Genomic DNA, 15,899 nt, shown 5'->3' on the forward strand with positions numbered 1-15,899 from the left:
CGCCCGGCCCGCCCGGGCCCGGACTCCGCTCCGGGACCCGGACTCGGGCCGGTCAGGAGCGGACCGCCTCCCCCGCGAGGGAGGCGGCGGCCGTGGAGATGACCTCGTCCAGGACATCGCGGGAGCGCACCCGGTCCGCGATCGTACGGTCGATGCGGTCGCGCTCCGCGTTCAGCTCGTCGACGAGCCGGGGCGTGGCGATCTCGCTCGCCGCCCCGTCCGCGTCCCGCATGCAGGGCAGCAGCAGCGCGATCTTCCCGCTGGTGAGCCCGGCCGCGTACAGCGCCTGGACGCGGATGACGCGGTCCACCGCCCATGCGCCGAAGACGCGCTGCCCTCCCGGCGTGCGCTCGGACGCCAGGAGGCCCTGCGTCTCGTAGTAGCGCAGCGACCTCTCGCTCACCCCGCTGCGCCGGGCGAGTTCACCGAGCCGGTCGCCCTCCCCGAGCCGATCCACACGCCGGGCGGATCCGCCTCACCGTCGAGGTGGTCCGGGCCGTCGCCGACGCGATCAACCCCGTCCGCGAGGAGGGCCTGATGTACACGGGCGGCGAGAACGGCTGCACCGACTACCCGACCCTCGCGGACGGGTCGTCGGAGCCGTCGGAGCGCCCGGAGGCCCCGGAACACGAGAACGCCCCCTCCGGTCGGGTGTGACCGAAGGGGGCGTGACGCGAGCGGCGGCCGCAGTGGCCGAAAATCGATCAGGCGCCGATCTTCTGCTTGACCTGCGCGAGGCTCGGGTTCGTCAGGGTGGAGCCGTCAGGGAAGAGCACGGTCGGCACGGTCTGGTTGCCGCCGTTGGCCTTCTCGACGAACGCCGCCGAGTCCGGGTCCTGCTCGATGTTGATCTCCGTGTACGCGATGCCCTCGCGCTCCATCTGGCTCTTCAGCCGACGGCAGTAGCCGCACCACGTGGTGCTGTACATCGTCACAGTGCCCTGCATGGCCAGACGCTCCTCTGGTTCTTCGCTTGCGTTCGCTGACGGGTCCGAGAAGGAGAACGTACGCCCTGTCCGTCCCATTCCCGGAACCGGTCCCGGGCCGGTGCCGGACCGCTTCCGGGCCGCTTCCGGGCCGGCCGGGGGCCCGGCCCCTCCGCCCCGGAATTCGTATGACCGGCGCCTCCCCCCTGTGGACAACCCGGCGCACCGGCCCCGCGCGACCTGGCAGCATGGCGGGGTGACAGCAGCGACGCACTCCACTCTCTTCCCCCGGGTCCCGGAGACGGCCGACGCGGTGCTCGACGGGCTCGACCCCGAGCAGCGCGAGGTCGCGCTCGCCCTGGGCGGCCCGGTGTGCGTGCTGGCGGGAGCCGGCACGGGCAAGACGCGGGCCATCACGCACCGGATCGCGTACGGGGTGCGGGCGGGCGTGCTCCAGCCCGCCGGCGTGCTCGCCGTCACCTTCACCAACCGCGCCGCGGGCGAGATGCGCGGCCGCCTCCGGCAGCTCGGCGCGGGCGGCGTCCAGGCCCGCACCTTCCACTCCGCGGCCCTCCGCCAGCTCCAGTTCTTCTGGCCGAAAGCAGTCGGTGGCGAGCTGCCCCGGCTCCTGGAGCGGAAGGTCCAGCTCGTCGCCGAGGCCGCCGCCCGCTGCCGTATCCGGCTCGACCGGAACGAGCTGCGGGACGTCACCGGCGAGATCGAGTGGGCCAAGGTCACCCAGACCGTCCCCGCCGACTACCCGGCCGTCGTCGCCAAGTCCCACCGGGACGCCCCCCGCGACCCGGCTGAGATCGGCCAGATCTACGCCACGTACGAGCAGCTCAAGCGCGACCGCTCGGTGATCGACTTCGAGGACGTGCTGCTGCTCACCGTCGGCATCCTCCAGGACCGGCACGACATCGCCGACCAGGTCCGCCGCCAGTACCAGCACTTCGTGGTGGACGAGTACCAGGACGTCTCCCCGCTCCAGCAGCGGCTGCTCGACCTGTGGCTCGGCGACCGCGACAGCCTCTGCGTGGTCGGCGACGCCAGCCAGACGATCTACTCCTTCACCGGCGCCACCCCCGACCACCTGCTGAACTTCCGCACCCGGCACCCCGGCGCCACCGTGGTCAAGCTGGTCCGCGACTACCGCTCCACCCCCCAGGTCGTCCACCTGGCCAACGGTCTGCTCTCCCAGGCCCGCGGCCGGGCCGCCGAGCACCGCCTGGAGCTGATCTCCCAGCGCGACCCGGGCCCCGAGCCGGTCCACACCGAGTACGCCGACGAGCCCGCCGAGGCCGAGGGCACCGCCCGCCGCGTCCGCGACCTCGTCGCCGCCGGCGTCCCGGCCGGAGAGATCGCCGTCCTCTACCGGATCAACGCCCAGTCCGAGGTCTACGAGCAGGCCCTCGCCGACGCAGGAGTGCCCTACCAGCTCCGCGGCGCCGAGCGCTTCTTCGAGCGCCAGGAGGTCCGGGAGGCGGGCATCGCCCTGCGCGGCGCGGCCCGCGCCGGGGGCAACGACTCCCTCCTCGACGACGCCGAGGACCTGCCCGCCCAGGTCAGGGCGGTCCTCTCCACCAAGGGCTGGACCACCGAGCCGCCCGCGGGCTCCGGCGCCGTCCGCGACCGCTGGGAGTCCCTCGCCGCCCTCGTCCGGCTGGCCGAGGACTTCGCCCGCGCCAGGCCGGGTGCCACCCTCTCCGACCTGGTCGCCGAGCTCGACGAGCGGGCCGCCGCCCAGCACGCCCCGACCGTCCAGGGCGTCACCCTCGCCTCGCTGCACGCGGCCAAGGGCCTCGAATGGGACGCCGTCTTCCTGGTCGGCCTCACCGAGGGCATGATGCCGATCACCTACGCCAAGACCGACGAGCAGGTCGAGGAGGAGCGGCGCCTGCTGTACGTCGGCGTCACCCGCGCCCGGGTCCACCTCACGCTCTCCTGGTCCCTCTCCCGCTCCCCGGGCGGCCGGCCCTCCCGCCGCCCCACCCGCTTCCTCAAGGGCCTGCGCCCCGGCTCCGGCGCCCTCGGGACCGTCGGACAGGGCGGCGGCGTCCGGAGCTCGGTCGAGCGGGGGAGCGCCGACGGCCGGCGCCGGACGCGCGGCCCCGTCCGCTGCCGGGTCTGCGGCACGACCCTCACCGAGGCGGGCGCGATGAAGCTGATGCGCTGTGAGGACTGCCCCTCGGACATGGACGAGGGGCTGTACGAGCGGCTCCGCGACTGGCGCGCCGAGCGGGCGGGCGAGCTCGGCCAGCCGGCCTATTGCGTCTTCACCGACAAGACGCTCATGGCGATCGCCGAACGCGTCCCCGCCACCGGCGGTGAGCTCGCCTCGATCGCCGGCGTCGGCACCCGCAAGCTGAACCGCTTCGGAGCCGACGTCCTGGCCATCTGCGCAGGTGAGGAGGGAGGGACGGGGGTCGGCGAGGACTGAGGAAAACTCGTCGGAAAAATAGTTTGCGCCCGCCCCGTCAAGCCCCATAGGTTCTTAACCACGGAAACGGCGGCTTCTTCGAAGCCCTGTCTTCGTGCTGTACTTGTCCAAATAAACATGAGGGTCCGGCTCGCACCCGAGCCCTCCGAGACGCCGAGAGGAGGCGATTCCAGTGATCAGCAGCACCATTCAGACCAGCACCGCCAGCTTCGTCAGCACCGCCAAAATGACCGATCGCTCGGTCGTCTCCACCTGCTCGCTCGGCCTCTCCGCCGTGTCGTTCATCGGCACCGGTCTGCCTACCACCGGTCTCTCCGGCCTCGGCATGCCCGCCGCCGTAGAGCTTCGGGCCTCCGTGGCCCTGCGCAATGAGCGACCGACCAAGGCACTGGAAGCAGGAGCAGCGGGCAAGGCCAAGGCCTATGCCTTCGCGGCGACCGGTGCCGGCACCCAGCAGCAGACGATTCACCACACGATGTGGGCCTTCCGTGGGCTCGAACCCTGGAGTGATCCAGCCTGATCCAGGATCAGGCAGGCGCCTTCAGGGCCGCGGAACCCCACCCGGGATCCGCGGCCCTTCTGTTTGTCCCCGAACGGGGACGGTTCGTCTCCGAACGGGGACGGGCGGGAGAAGGGGCCTCGGGACAGACACCACCCGGTACCAGCCGAAACACCGGCCAACAGGCCGGAACGACCAGACGAGGAAAGAACACCGTGCAACTCGAAGCGCACGCCCCGTCCGTACCGCTTTCCGATTCGATCCCCCAGCCCGGCCTCACGGAGGACCCCGCTTTGACCCCCCTCGCCCCCCTCACCGCGCTCACCGCGCTCACCGCGCTCACCGCGCTCGACGACGCCATCGAGAACCTCGGCGTCCCCGTCCCCTGTCGCTCCTACGACCCCGAGGTCTTCTTCGCGGAGTCCCCGGCGGACGTGGAGTACGCGAAGTCCCTCTGCCGGACCTGCCCGCTCGTGGCCGCCTGCCTCGCCGGCGCCAAGGAGCGGCGCGAGCCGTGGGGCGTCTGGGGCGGCGAGCTCTTCGTCCAGGGCGTGGTCGTTGCCCGGAAGCGGCCCCGTGGCCGTCCGCGCAAGAACCCGGTCTCGGCATGAATGCCACCGGAACCATCGACCGCCCCCACACGCACGATCCCCAGAAGCAGGCCCCGATGACCTCTTCCACCAGCGAGCCCGCCGGCTCCGCGACCTCAGCCTTCTCCCCCGCCGCCGCTCCCGTGGCGCGTCAGAACAGGACCCGTGAAATGCAACTCATCCCCGAAGCCCTGGCTCGTGCCCATATGCACGAGCGACAGCGTGAGGCCGAGGCGGAACGCCAGGCCGTGCGCCTGGTCGCCGCCCGGCGCATGCAGCGCCGCGCCGAGCGCGTCTCGCTGCGTGCCCGCCGCGCGCTGGCCATGGCCGTCATGCACTGAGAACCCGCGCCCTCCGGGGCGCCGTCGCGGGGGCCGGTCCGTCAGGACCGGCCCCCGCGGTGCGTGGTGCGGGACCGCGGACGCCCCGCCGGGCTATCGTCGCGAGGGTGAACGACGCCGGTGCCCCCGAGGAGCCCTTCACCTGCGCGCGCTGCGGCAGGACCGCCGACACCCTGCCGCTGACCTGGACCTGTTCGGTGGAGGACGACCGCAGGGTCTACTTCTGCGAGGAGTGCTCCCGGGCCAACCTCCGCGCCATCGAGGGCAGACTCGACTCCTCCTGGTGGTGACGGTTCCTAGGGGGTGTCCACCGCCGTTTCGGCCTCCGGCTCGGTCTCCGGTTCGGTCTCGGTCTCGGTCTCGGTCTCGGTTTCGGCCTCCGGCTCGGCGAAGCCCGGGAGCCATGCGACCAGTTCGTCGTGCAGGCGGACCATCGCGTTCAGCTGGCACAGCACTCCGATGGTGCTCAGCGTCACCCGGTGGATCAGCAGGTACGAGGGCGGCAGGTTCAGCTGCTTGCCCAACTGGTTCGCGGGGGAGCGGGGGTCGGCGATCCGGGCCGCCTGGGAGCGCATCCAGGAGCGGGTGAAGAGGAAGGACTCCGCCTCGGCCGGCTCGATGATCGGCAGCAGGTACTCCAGGACCGCGTCCGGATCGAGCGAGATGGTCTCCTTGACGAAGCCCTCCTCGCGCAGCAGGTCGTAGACCGTCTCGGCGTCACCGGCCAGCGTCATCCGCAGACAGGTGCCGATCGTCCCGGGCAGCCCGCCCGGCAGCCGGTCCACGGTGCCGAAGTCGAGGACGCCGAGCCGCCAGCCCTCCGGGTCCCCCTCCCCGTCGGTCCCCTCGTCGGCCCCGGGCAGCAGCCGGAAGTTCCCCGGGTGCGGATCGGCGTGCAGCAGACCGGTGCGCGCCGGGCCGGAGAAGAGGAAGCGGGCGAGGAGCTGGCCCGCCCGGTCCCGCTGCTCCCGGGTCCCGTCCGCGATCACCTCCGAGAGCGGAAGCCCCTCCATCCACTCGGTCACCAGGACCTGTTCCGACTGGTGCACCACCGCCGGGACCACCACGTCCGGATCGTCCGCGAACTCCTCCGCGTGCCTCCGCTGGGCCGTCGCCTCCAGGCCGTAGTCCAGCTCCTCGGAGACCCGGTCCCGCATCTCGGCGATCAGCGGCTTGATGTCCATGCCCGGGACCAGCGGGCCGAGGAGCCGGGCGAAGCGGCTCAGCTGGGTGAGGTCCGAGAGCAGCGCCTCCCCGGCGCCCGGGTACTGCACCTTGACCGCGACCTCGCGCCCGTCGTGCCACACGGCCCGGTGCACCTGCCCGATCGAGGCCGCGGCCGCCGGCTTGTCCTCGAACTCCAGGAACAGCTCCCGCCAGTCGGCACCGAGGCGCTCCTCCAGGACCGCGTGCACCGTCCGCGTCGGCATCGGCGGCGCCGCGTCCTGGAGCTTCGTCAGGGCCGCCCGGTACGGACCGGCGACCTCCTCCGGCAGGGCCGACTCGAAGACGGAGAGCGCCTGCCCGAACTTCATCGCCCCTCCCTTCAACTCCCCGAGCACCTTGAAGAGCTGGTCGGCCGTGCGCTGTTGGAGCTCGCGGGCGACGATCTCCGCCGATCTGCCGCCGATCCGCTTGCCCAGGCCCCAGGTGGCCCGGCCCGCGAAGCCCAGGGGCAACGCGGCCAACTTGGCGGTCCGGGTGACCGCCTTCCGGGGAAGATCAGACATGCGCCCCTCCAAAACCCAGACTGCAGTGCCGCGCAGGGCCGTTACCCCGCCATTGTGTCGTGCCTGTCCTCCGCTGCCGAGGCCCGTTCCCCCTCCCGTCCGCGCGCCGCCCCGCAAGGGCAGGCGGGATGGGGCCTCAGCCGCTCCGCCCGCCACTCCAGGAACGGCAGTGACGCCTCCCAGCGGGCGCCCGTGCTCGCCGGCAGGTCCCCGTCCAGGAAGGCGAGGGCGTGCGCGGCGGCCAGCCCCGCCACCGCCGTGGCCAGCCCCAGGTCGCAGGCCGGCAACGGGTGCGGGGCGCCGGAGCGCCACTGGGCGAGCAGCCGGGGCCGTACCGGATCACGGTCCGTCCGCTCCTCCTGGAGGCAGCGGGCGCAGGCCGTGCCGCCCGGCAGCACGAGCGGGCCGACCGTCCCCGTGGCCTCGACGACCCCGGCGTACAGGTGGGGGGTGCCGGTGGCGACCCACCGCTCGGCCGGGAGCGGGTCGGGGACGTACGCGCCGAGACCGTCCCTCGGCGTCACCACCACGAGTGAAACCCCGGCCCCGCCCCTTCCTTCACCCGGCCCGCGACGCCCCGTCCCCGTCCGTCCGCCCGGCCCGGCTCCGCCCCGACCGCCCGGCCCGGCCCCGCTTCCGCCCCGGCCGCCCGCGCGCGCCGCGCCCCGTGACCAGCGCCCGACCAGGCGGCGGGCGGCCGTCGCCCGCCGCTCGCCGACGGACTCGGGCGGCAGGCCGCCCGGTGCCGTCTCCCAGGGCTCGACCCGGCCCGGGTCCAGCACCTCGACCCGGCCCACGCCCGCCGCGGCGAGCAGGGCCGCCACCGTCGCCCCCACCCGCCCCGCGCCCCGGACCTGGACGCGCAGGGCCCGCCGGGCCGCCAGGACCTCCGCCGCCCGCTCCGGCTCGGGGTGGACCACGGACAGGGAGGCCAGGTCCGCCCGGAGCGGATCGAGGGCCGCGTCCGCCGCCCCGGCGGCCGGTCCCGCCCTCCCGGGCCGCCCCGTCGCGGCGTCGGTGAGGAGCCCCGCCGACTCCAGCCGGCCGAGGAGCGCGTCGAGACGTCCGTCCGGCAGACCGAGCGCCCGAGCCTCGCCCCGCAGCAGCTCGACCCCGCGCGTCCCGTCGAGCAGCCCGAGCACCGCCTCCGTCTCCGGACCGACCGGGTCGAGCACCACGGCATGGGCCGGAGTGATCCCGAACTGGACGCACCGCAGGCTCCGCCAGGCCCGCCGCAGCGCCGGTTTCACCATCGGATGCATTTCCCCGCCCCCGTCCGCACTCACTCGACCCGCACTCACTGACCCGCGCCCCTGCCCCGTACTCGTGATCCGCACGCACGATCCGCATTCATGATCGACAACGGATTTCCGTCGCCCGGAAGTGAGAATGCCCCGTCGCCGCGACCCGTGCCGAAAGTTGTCCACAGGCCGGGGGATTAGTCATTCAAATGGGGCGGGGCACGGCCGGACCGTTCCCGAAACGGCTCCGGCAGCGGGTAACGTCAGGGCCGTGCCCGCCGACCCACGACGCAGCGTGACCAGCAAGCCGCCCCGCGGTACGGGGACGAGCGAGGTCGAGGTCCGCAGGAGCGCGCGGCGGAGCAGGACCGTCTCGGCCTACCGCGAGGGCGACCGGACCGTCGTGCTCATCCCCGCCCGCATGTCGGAGGCGGAGGAGCGCCGCTGGGTCGGCGTCATGCTGGAGAAGCTCGCCGCCAAGGAGAGCCGCGGCGTCCTCGGCGACCGAGAGCTTACCGAGCGGGCGCGGCGCCTCTCCGACCAGTACTTCGGCGGCCGGGCCCGCCCGGACTCGGTTCGCTGGGTGACCAACCAGAACACCCGCTGGGGCTCCTGCACCCCCTCCGAGGGCAGCATCCGCCTCTCCCACCGGCTCCAGGGCATGCCCGAGTACGTCGTCGACTACGTCCTCCTGCACGAGCTGGCCCATCTGCTCGTGCCCGGCCACGGCCCCCGCTTCTGGCGGCTCCTGGAGGCCTACCCCCGCACCGAGCGGGCCCGCGGCTACCTGGAGGGCGTGGTCGCCGCCGACCGCCTCCCGAACCTCTCGGACCACCCCGGCCACCCGGACGACCAGGACCTTTCGGACGCTCGCGAGGAGTGACGGCGCCGCCACCCGGCGGCACACGGATTTCCCGATTCCGTACCGAAAACACCCTGGCCTGTCTCAATGTCGTACGCAGCGGTTAGCCTGGCGCGAGCATTCGCCATTCGGGATGGGGGACGGTCGTTACGCATGGCCAGGGAATTCCAACGCGGCCACAAGGCCAAGATCAGCGATCTGACCGCGGGGACCGATCTGTACGTGGGCGTGCAGATCGCGGCGCCCGGACTGACTTTCGACATCAGCTGCTTCGGCCTCGACGCCGACGAGCGGCTCTCGGACGACCGCTACTTCGTCTTCTTCAACCAGCCGAAGTCGCCCGAGGAGTCCATCCAGCAGCTCGGCGCCCAGGCCGGTGACGCCGAGTCCTTCCGTGTCACCCTCGACCGCATCCCGGCGCACATCCACAAGCTGTCCTTCACCGCCACGATCGACGGCGCGGGCCAGATGTCCCAGGTCGGCCCCGGCCACCTGCGGATCGTGGCCGGCGGCGAGGAGGTCGCCCGGTACGCGTTCACCGGAGCGGAGTTCTCCACCGAGCGCGCGGTGATGCTCGGCGACTTCTACCTCAAGGACGTCTGGCGGTTCGCCGCCGTCGGCCAGGGCTTCGACGGAGGCCTGGACGCGCTCCTGCGCAACTTCGGCGGCGAGGTCGCCGAGGAGGAGCCCGCCGCCCCGCAGCAGCAGGCGCCCGCCCCCGGCTTCGCCCCGCCGCCCCAGGCCGCGGCGCCCCCGGCCTTCGCCGCTCCGGCTCCCGCGCCCGCACCGGCCCCCGCGCCCGCGTTCGGCGCCCCGCCCGGCCCGCCCGCTCCGGCCCCCGTGCCCCCGCCGGCTCCGGTCCACACGGCGCCCACGATGGTCGCGCCCCTGGCCCCGGCCCCCGTGCCCCCGCCGGCCCCGGCGCCCGCCCCCTACGGGCAGACGCCGCCGCCATACGGCCAGGTCCCCGGGCAGCCCCCGGGCCAGTACCCCGGCCACGGCCAGCAGCCCCCCTACGGGCAGACCCCGCCCCCGTACGGCCAGCAGCCGCCCGCCTACGGTCAGCAGCACGCGGGCGTGCCCCAGGGCGCCCCCGCCGCCGGCGCGGGCCTCGCCGCCGCGCTCGCGCCGTACAAGGAGGCCCCCACGGGCTCCCGCTGGACCCCGCAGAACCAGCAGCTCATGCGGGTCGACCTCGCCATGGGCGGCACGCCCGTCCTGGCCCGGCAGGGCTCCATGGTCATGTACCAGGGCAAGGTCGACTTCGGCTACAAGGGCGCGGGCTTCGCCGGCCGGATCGTCGGCAACGCCACCGGCCAGGAGATGCAGCTCATGCGCTGCACCGGCCGCGGCCAGGTCTTCCTCGCCGAGGAGGGCGCCCAGCTGCACCCGATCGAGCTCCAGGGCGACGGGATCTGCGTCTCCGCCGAGAACGTCCTCGCGTTCGACGAGACCCTCCAGTACGAGATCCGCCGCATCGAGGGGCACGGCATCCCCGGCGGCGCCCTGTTCACCATGCAGTTCCAGGGCAGCGGCACCGTCGTCGTGAAGACCCGCGGCATCCCCGTGGTCCTCCCGGTCACGCCGACCACCTTTGCCGACTGCAACGCCGTCGTCGCCTGGTCGTCGGCCTCCCAGGTCGTCCTCTCCAGCCAGGTCCGCCTGCGCCGCAACGCCTACCCGGGCCACAGCGGGGAGACCGTGAACCTGCAGTTCCGGGGCGCCCCCGGAAACTTCATCGTCGTCCAGCCCTACGAGGTCTGAGGGAGCCCGAAGCCATGAACCAGCAACTCGCGGGCTACGCCCCGACCCCCGTCGCGGCCCGGATGGAGAACCACGGCAGCGCCATGCTCAAGGTCGCCATGGCGAGCGGCCAGGACCTCTACGCCCGGTCGGGCTCGATGGTCGCCTACGAGGGCTTCATCACTTACGAGCCCAACCCGCCCGCCGTCCGCCAGTACGCACAGCAGTGGGTCACGGGCGAGGGCGCGCCGATCATGAAGTGCTCCGGCGACGGACTGCTCTACCTCGCCGACTACGGCGCCGACGTCGTCGTGATCAACCTGAACAACGACTCCCTGTCGGTCAACGGCACCAACCTCCTCGCCTTCGACGCGCACCTCCAGTGGGGCGTCGAGCGGGTCAAGGGCCTCGCCAAGTTCGCCGGACAGGGCCTGTTCAACGTGACGATCGCCGGCACCGGCTGGGTCGCGCTGACCTCGCGCGGCACCCCGATCGTCGTCGACTGCGGCCGCGGCGAGGACGAGACGTACGTCGACCCGGACGCGCTCGTCGCCTGGTCGCCCGCGCTCAAGGTCAAGGGCAAGCGCAGCTTCAAGGCCTCCTCCCTCATCGGACGGGGCAGCGGCGAGGCGTACCAGATGGCCTTCTCGGGCCAGGGCATCGTCGTCGTACAGCCGAGCGAGGACAGCACCGACCGCCTGCGGGTCCGGGGCTGAGGGGGAGCGAGAACACACCATGCAGAGCCCGCTTTTCAACCACGCCGAGCAGCAGAGCCAGGAGCGGTACGTCGTCCAGAACCCGCAGCTCCTGCGGGTCAGCCTGACGGGGCAGGACGACGTCCTCGCCCGCAAGGGCGCCATGGTCGCCTACCAGGGCCTCGTCGACTTCGACGGCGAGTACCAGAACGCGAGCCAGCGGCGGGCCCGCGCCCGCACCGGGGAGGGCCTCGACCTGATGCGCTGCTCCGGGCAGGGCACGGTCTACTTCGCCAACCTCGCGCAGTACGTCCACGTCGTGGAGGTCGAGCAGGAGGGCCTCACCGTCGACAGCGCCTACGTCCTGGCGCTCGACTCGACCCTCCACACCGAGGTCATCGCCGTCGACAGCCAGTACGGCGTCTCCGGCTCCGGCAAGTACCAGCTCAACATCTCCGGCCGCGGCAAGGTCGCCCTGATGACCTCCGGGCAGCCGCTGATGATGCAGGTCACGCCCGAGAAGTACGTCAGCGTCGACGCGGACGCGATCGTCGCCTGGTCCACCGGGCTGCGCGTCCAGATGCAGGCGCAGACGCACAACTCCAGCGTCCGCCGCCGGCGCGGCGACACCGGGGAGGGCTGGGAGCTCAGCTTCCTCGGACAGGGCTTCGCCCTCGTCCAGCCCAGCGAGGTCATGCCCCCGCAGCACGCGGCCATCGGCCAGGGCATCGCCGCCCAGTACGGGGCCGGACAGCACGGGGCCCACGGCCAGAACCAGAACAACGCCTGGAACTAGGCAGGGGTACGGGGAAGGGGGCGGGCGCCGGTCGGGCGCCCGCCCCCTTCCCCGTCCTCACAGCCGGGCCAGCGTGCCCTCCAGGAGACGGACCACCGACGTGTCCGCCACGCCGGCCACGTCCTCGTACGCGAACCAGCGCAGGTCCAGCGACTCCTTGCTGATCCGCTCCACCGCGTCCGCCGGCGCCAGGGCCGCGTACTGCACGTCCAGGTGCCAGTGGCAGGGCGCCGGGATCGGGTGCCGGTCGAGCCGCACCGGACCGCCCGGCAGCAGAACGAGCCCGGGGATCCCGGACTCCTCTGTCGCCTCCCGCAGCGCGGCGCCCTCGACCGTCGTGTCACCCGGCTCGCAGTGGCCGCCCATCTGGAGCCACATGCCCAGCTTCTTGTGCAGGGTCAGCAGCACCCGCCCCCGGACGGGGTCGACCACCAGCGCGCTGGACGTCAGGTGACCGGCCGAGCAGGGCTTGTACATGCCGTCCGGGTGCGCGTCCAGGTGGTCCAGGTAGACCTGGCGCAGCTCCTCCTGGCCCCCGTACTCCTTCAGTACGAGGACCGCGTCGTCGTGCAGGGTCACTCCTTGCCGTCCCCGCCGCCGTCGCCGTCCCGGCCGTCGTCCTCCGGGGAGTCGTCCTTCGGGGCGCCGCCCTTCGCCGCCTCGCCGAGCATCTTGTCCAGCTCGGAGAAGTCCAGGTGCTCGCGGTGCACGAAGCCGTCCGGGTCGTCCAGGTCGGTCGCCGTCGGCAGCATGTCCGGGTGCTCCCACAGGCCGTCCCGGCCGTCGACCCCGCGCGCGTCGGTGAGCGAGGCCCACAGGCGCGCCGCGTCCCGCAGCCGCCGCGGACGCAGCTCCAGACCGATCAGGGTGGCGAAGGTCTGCTCGGCGGGACCGCCCGAGGCCCGGCGCCGGCGCAACGTCTCGCGCAGCGCGTCCGCCGAGGTCAGACGGGACTTGGCGGCCTCGTGGACCACCGCGTCCACCCAGCCCTCGACCAGCGCGAGCGCCGTCTCCAGACGGGCCAGGGCCGCCTTCTGCTCCGGGGTGTCCTCCGGCTGGAACATGCCCTGCTGGAGTGCCTCCTGAAGCTGCTCGGGGTGCGTCGGGTCGAGCTGGCCCACCGCCTCCTCCAGCTTCGAGGTGTCGACCTTGATCCCGCGCGCGTACCCCTCGACCGCGCCGAACAGGTGCGCCCGCAGCCACGGCACGTGCGCGAAGAGGCGCTGGTGGGCCGCCTCGCGCAGGGCCAGGTAGAGGCGCACCTCGTCCGAGGGGACGCCCAGGTCCTTGCCGAAGGCCTCGACGTTCAGCGGCAGCAGCGCGGCGCGCCCGGCCGGGCCCAGCGGCAGGCCGACGTCGGTCGAGCCGACGACCTCACCGGCGAGCGCGCCCACGGCCTGCCCGATCTGCTGGCCGAACATGGCGCCGCCCATGGAGCGCATCATGCCGATCAGCGGGCCCGCCATGGCCTGCATCTCCTCCGGCAGGACGTCGCCCATCGCCGCGCCGACCCGCTCGGCGACCGGGTCCACGAGCTGCTGCCACGCCGGCAGCGTCGCCTCGACCCACTCCGCGCGGCTCCACGCCACGGCGACGTTCGCGCCCGAGGGCAGCGAGGTCGCCTGGTCCAGCCACAGGTCGGCCAGGCGCAGCGCCTCCTGGACCGCCGACTTCTCGGCCGGGCCCACGCTGGCGTCCTTGGTGCCGTCCGGGGTGCCCTGGGCCACCACCTGGCGCGCGATCTGCTTGGCCATGTCCCAGTTGACGGGACCGCCCTCGTAGCTCAGCATCTGCCCGAGCTGCTGGAAGGCCGCGCCCAGATCGTTGGGGTTCAGCGAGCCGAACATGGCCGCGAACGGATTGTCCGCGCCGCCCGGCCCGCCGGCCCCGCCCATGCCCGGCAGTGCGCCGAAACCGAACGGGTTCGCCCCGAACGGGTTGCCGCCCTGGCCACCGGACCCCTGGCCACCTCCGGCGGGGTCCTTCTTCTTGCCGTCGCCGTCCTCCGGCTCCTCCGGCGGAAGGCCGAATCCGAATGGGGTGTCACTCACAGGTTTCCTCGGCTCGTAGGGCCGCCGGCCTCCTGCCGACGGCGACTGCCCGACCAGAGCCTGCCCACGACAGGCTCCGCACACCACCAGCGTAGACATCCGGGCCGGAAACGGGCTCGGTGCTCCGCCGGGGCGTGCCCTGCGGCAGGATGGACGCCACCTGGTCCGTACGTCGTGCGGCGTACGTACTGAAGACAACCTCTGGAGACGCCCGGTGAGTTCCCCAGATCCACAGGTTCGCGGAGCGCGAAACCACTCGACCCGGCCCGCCGCGCGCGGGCCCGTCGTCGCGGTCACCGGCGCCGCATCCGGCGTCGGCGACCTGCTGACCAGGCGTCTCGTCGCCTCCGACGAGGTCAAGCGGGTCGTCGCCATCGACGAGCGCCGGGGCGAGGTCCCGGAGGCGCACTGGCACGTCCTCGACGTGCGCGACCCGGCCATCGCGGAGAAGCTGCGCGGCGCCGACGTCGTCGTGCACCTCGCCGTCGACCTCGACCTGGAGACCGACCCCGCCGCCCGGACGGCCTACAACGTGCGCGGCACGCAGACCGTCCTGACCGCCGCCGCGGCCGCCGGGGTCCACCGGGTGGTGCTCTGCACCTCCGCGATGGTCTACGGCGCCCTGCCCGACAACGACATCCCGCTCTCCGAGGACGCCGAGCTGAAGGCCACGGCGGAGGCCACCGGCGTCGGCGACATGCTGGAGATCGAGCGGCTGGGCCGCCGGGCGCCCCGCGCGCACCCCGGCCTCAACGTCACGGTGGTCCGCCCGGCCGTCCTCGTCGGCGGCACGGACACGGCGCTGACCCGCTACTTCGAGTCGCCCCGGCTGCTCGTCGTCGCCGGTTCCCGGCCGACCTGGCAGTTCTGCCACGTCGAGGACCTGGTGAGCGCCCTGGAGTACGCGGCCCTGGAGAAGGTCGACGGCGAGTTCGTGGTCGGCTGCGAGGGCTGGCTGGAGCAGGAGGAGATCGAGGAGCTCTCCGGCATCCGGCGCATGGAGCTGCCCTCCACCGTCGCCCTCGGCACGGCGGCCCGCCTCCACCGGATCGGCCTGACCCCGTCCCCGGCGGGCGACCTCGCGTACACCATGCACCCCTGGGTGGTGAGCGTCGGACGCCTGCACGACGCCGGCTGGCGGCCGAAGTGGACGAACGAGGAGGTCCTCGCCGCGCTCCTGGAGGAGGTCGAGGGCCGCCACACGGTCGCGGGCCGCCGCCTGGGCCGCAAGGACGCGACGGCGGCCGGCGCGGCCGGTGCGACGGTGGCACTGCTCGGCACGGCGGCGCTCGTACGGCAGATGCGGAAGCGGCGCGGGATCTGATCCCCTTCGTCCCTGTCGCGCGCGGAACTGTAGGACCCTCCTACGGAGGGTCCGGAGCGCCGGTCGAAACCGCTATTCCGGGTTGTCGGCGGCGTACGGCACGATGGGCTCATGGCACTGACGTCTGACCACCCCGGCGAGCGGGCCGCGGCCGACCCCATCAAGCTCCTCGCGATCCGGGAGAGCCCGCTCTCCGTCGACGAGGTCTTCCGGGCCGTCGGGGACGACGCCTCCGGCGGCACGACCCTCTTCGTCGGCACCGTGCGCAACCACGACGGCGGCGCGGACGTCGACGGGCTCGGCTACTCCCGCCACCCCTCGGCCGAGGCGGAGCTGCGCCGCGTCGCCGAGAAGGTCGTCGCGAACCACCCGGTCCGCGCCCTGGCCGCCGTCCACCGCGTGGGCGACCTGCGCGTCGGCGACATCGCGGTCGTCGTGGCCGTCTCCTGCCCCCACCGCGCGGAGGCCTTCGAGGCCTGCCGCACGCTGATCGACGACCTCAAGCACGAAGTACCCATTTGGAAGCACCAGACCTTCTCGGACGGAACAGAGGAATGGGTGGGTTCCTGCTAGGGAGTACTGGGGAGCAAGGCGACACGCCGACGCCGTGTAGCCGAACGCCCGATTTGCGTAACCGACCCCCGCGCGCGAGCGTTGACGA

18 protein-coding genes are annotated in these 15,899 nt (G+C 73.2%); 12 read left to right on the forward strand and 6 right to left on the reverse strand.

The window, feature by feature from the left end; genetic code table 11:
* Window positions 1-52: 52 nt before the first annotated feature.
* Window positions 53-457, reverse strand: a complete 405-nt coding sequence (locus tag AB0398_RS02460; protein WP_366371712.1) for a MerR family transcriptional regulator — start codon at window positions 455-457, stop codon at window positions 53-55.
* A 29-nt stretch (window positions 458-486) separates the two neighbouring features.
* On the opposite strand from AB0398_RS02460, the gene AB0398_RS02465 reads away from it, so the two are divergent.
* Window positions 487-657 carry a hypothetical protein gene (locus AB0398_RS02465; RefSeq protein WP_366371714.1) on the forward strand — a complete coding sequence of 57 codons (171 nt, stop codon included), beginning with the start codon at window positions 487-489 and terminating at the stop codon, window positions 655-657.
* A 47-nt stretch (window positions 658-704) separates the two neighbouring features.
* Here the strand turns inward: AB0398_RS02465 and AB0398_RS02470 are convergent, their stop codons facing one another.
* The gene (locus AB0398_RS02470) at window positions 705-947 is read right to left on the reverse strand and encodes a mycoredoxin (RefSeq protein ID WP_366371716.1); all 243 of its coding nucleotides are present in this window, start codon (window positions 945-947) and stop codon (window positions 705-707) included.
* 235 nt (window positions 948-1,182) lie between these two features.
* On the opposite strand from AB0398_RS02470, the gene AB0398_RS02475 reads away from it, so the two are divergent.
* The 5 genes from AB0398_RS02475 to AB0398_RS02495 all read left to right on the forward strand — a co-directional run bounded on the left by AB0398_RS02475 (window position 1,183) and on the right by AB0398_RS02495 (window position 5,086).
* Entirely contained in the window at window positions 1,183-3,366 is a 2,184-nt protein-coding gene (locus AB0398_RS02475) for an ATP-dependent DNA helicase UvrD2 (protein WP_366371718.1), read from the forward strand.
* 172 nt (window positions 3,367-3,538) lie between these two features.
* Window positions 3,539-3,886 (forward strand): hypothetical protein, encoded by a 348-nt coding sequence (locus AB0398_RS02480; RefSeq protein ID WP_366371719.1) that lies wholly within the window; start codon window positions 3,539-3,541, stop codon window positions 3,884-3,886.
* A 194-nt stretch (window positions 3,887-4,080) separates the two neighbouring features.
* A complete protein-coding gene (locus tag AB0398_RS02485) occupies window positions 4,081-4,476 on the forward strand; it encodes a WhiB family transcriptional regulator (RefSeq protein ID WP_366371721.1) in 396 nt (131 codons plus the stop codon).
* On the forward strand, window positions 4,473-4,796 hold the full coding sequence (locus AB0398_RS02490) for a hypothetical protein (protein WP_366371723.1): 324 nt from the start codon (window positions 4,473-4,475) through the stop codon (window positions 4,794-4,796). Before AB0398_RS02485 ends, AB0398_RS02490 begins: the two co-directional genes overlap by 4 nt.
* Before the next feature lie 107 nt (window positions 4,797-4,903).
* Complete coding sequence (locus tag AB0398_RS02495) at window positions 4,904-5,086, forward strand: hypothetical protein (protein WP_366371725.1); 183 nt, start codon at window positions 4,904-4,906, stop codon at window positions 5,084-5,086.
* Between the two features lie 6 nt (window positions 5,087-5,092).
* Here the strand turns inward: AB0398_RS02495 and AB0398_RS02500 are convergent, their stop codons facing one another.
* Both AB0398_RS02500 and AB0398_RS02505 read right to left on the reverse strand, forming a co-directional pair.
* Window positions 5,093-6,526 carry an AarF/ABC1/UbiB kinase family protein gene (locus AB0398_RS02500; RefSeq protein WP_366371727.1) on the reverse strand — a complete coding sequence of 478 codons (1,434 nt, stop codon included), beginning with the start codon at window positions 6,524-6,526 and terminating at the stop codon, window positions 5,093-5,095.
* A gap of 41 nt (window positions 6,527-6,567) precedes the next feature.
* Window positions 6,568-7,788 (reverse strand): TOMM precursor leader peptide-binding protein, encoded by a 1,221-nt coding sequence (locus tag AB0398_RS02505; RefSeq protein WP_366371729.1) that lies wholly within the window; start codon window positions 7,786-7,788, stop codon window positions 6,568-6,570.
* A gap of 250 nt (window positions 7,789-8,038) precedes the next feature.
* Between AB0398_RS02505 and AB0398_RS02510 the strand changes: the two genes are divergently transcribed.
* The 4 genes from AB0398_RS02510 (at window position 8,039) to AB0398_RS02525 (ending at window position 11,863) form a co-directional block, all read left to right on the forward strand.
* A complete protein-coding gene (locus AB0398_RS02510; protein WP_366371731.1) occupies window positions 8,039-8,650 on the forward strand; it encodes a M48 family metallopeptidase in 612 nt (203 codons plus the stop codon).
* 132 nt (window positions 8,651-8,782) lie between these two features.
* The gene (locus tag AB0398_RS02515) at window positions 8,783-10,393 is read left to right on the forward strand and encodes a TerD family protein (protein ID WP_366371733.1); all 1,611 of its coding nucleotides are present in this window, start codon (window positions 8,783-8,785) and stop codon (window positions 10,391-10,393) included.
* Between the two features lie 14 nt (window positions 10,394-10,407).
* Window positions 10,408-11,088 carry an AIM24 family protein gene (locus AB0398_RS02520; protein ID WP_366371735.1) on the forward strand — a complete coding sequence of 227 codons (681 nt, stop codon included), beginning with the start codon at window positions 10,408-10,410 and terminating at the stop codon, window positions 11,086-11,088.
* Window positions 11,089-11,107: 19 nt separating this feature from the next.
* A complete protein-coding gene (locus AB0398_RS02525; protein WP_366371736.1) occupies window positions 11,108-11,863 on the forward strand; it encodes an AIM24 family protein in 756 nt (251 codons plus the stop codon).
* Between the two features lie 57 nt (window positions 11,864-11,920).
* Here AB0398_RS02525 and AB0398_RS02530 read toward each other — a convergent pair whose 3' ends face one another.
* Both AB0398_RS02530 and AB0398_RS02535 read right to left on the reverse strand, forming a co-directional pair.
* Complete coding sequence (locus AB0398_RS02530) at window positions 11,921-12,442, reverse strand: NUDIX hydrolase (protein WP_366371738.1); 522 nt, start codon at window positions 12,440-12,442, stop codon at window positions 11,921-11,923.
* On the reverse strand, window positions 12,439-13,914 hold the full coding sequence (locus AB0398_RS02535; protein ID WP_366371740.1) for a zinc-dependent metalloprotease: 1,476 nt from the start codon (window positions 13,912-13,914) through the stop codon (window positions 12,439-12,441). The genes AB0398_RS02530 and AB0398_RS02535 overlap by 4 nt, the downstream gene beginning before the upstream one ends.
* Window positions 13,915-14,128: 214 nt before the next feature.
* On the opposite strand from AB0398_RS02535, the gene AB0398_RS02540 reads away from it, so the two are divergent.
* Window positions 14,129-15,238: an SDR family oxidoreductase gene (locus tag AB0398_RS02540; protein WP_366371741.1), complete on the forward strand. Its 1,110-nt coding sequence runs from the start codon at window positions 14,129-14,131 to the stop codon at window positions 15,236-15,238.
* Between the two features lie 111 nt (window positions 15,239-15,349).
* Window positions 15,350-15,811, forward strand: a complete 462-nt coding sequence (locus AB0398_RS02545; RefSeq protein ID WP_366371743.1) for a molybdenum cofactor biosynthesis protein MoaE — start codon at window positions 15,350-15,352, stop codon at window positions 15,809-15,811.
* The last annotated feature ends 88 nt before the right edge of the window (window positions 15,812-15,899 follow it).

Source organism: Streptomyces sp. NPDC086147, assembly GCF_040702165.1.
Classification (GTDB): domain Bacteria; phylum Actinomycetota; class Actinomycetes; order Streptomycetales; family Streptomycetaceae; genus Streptomyces.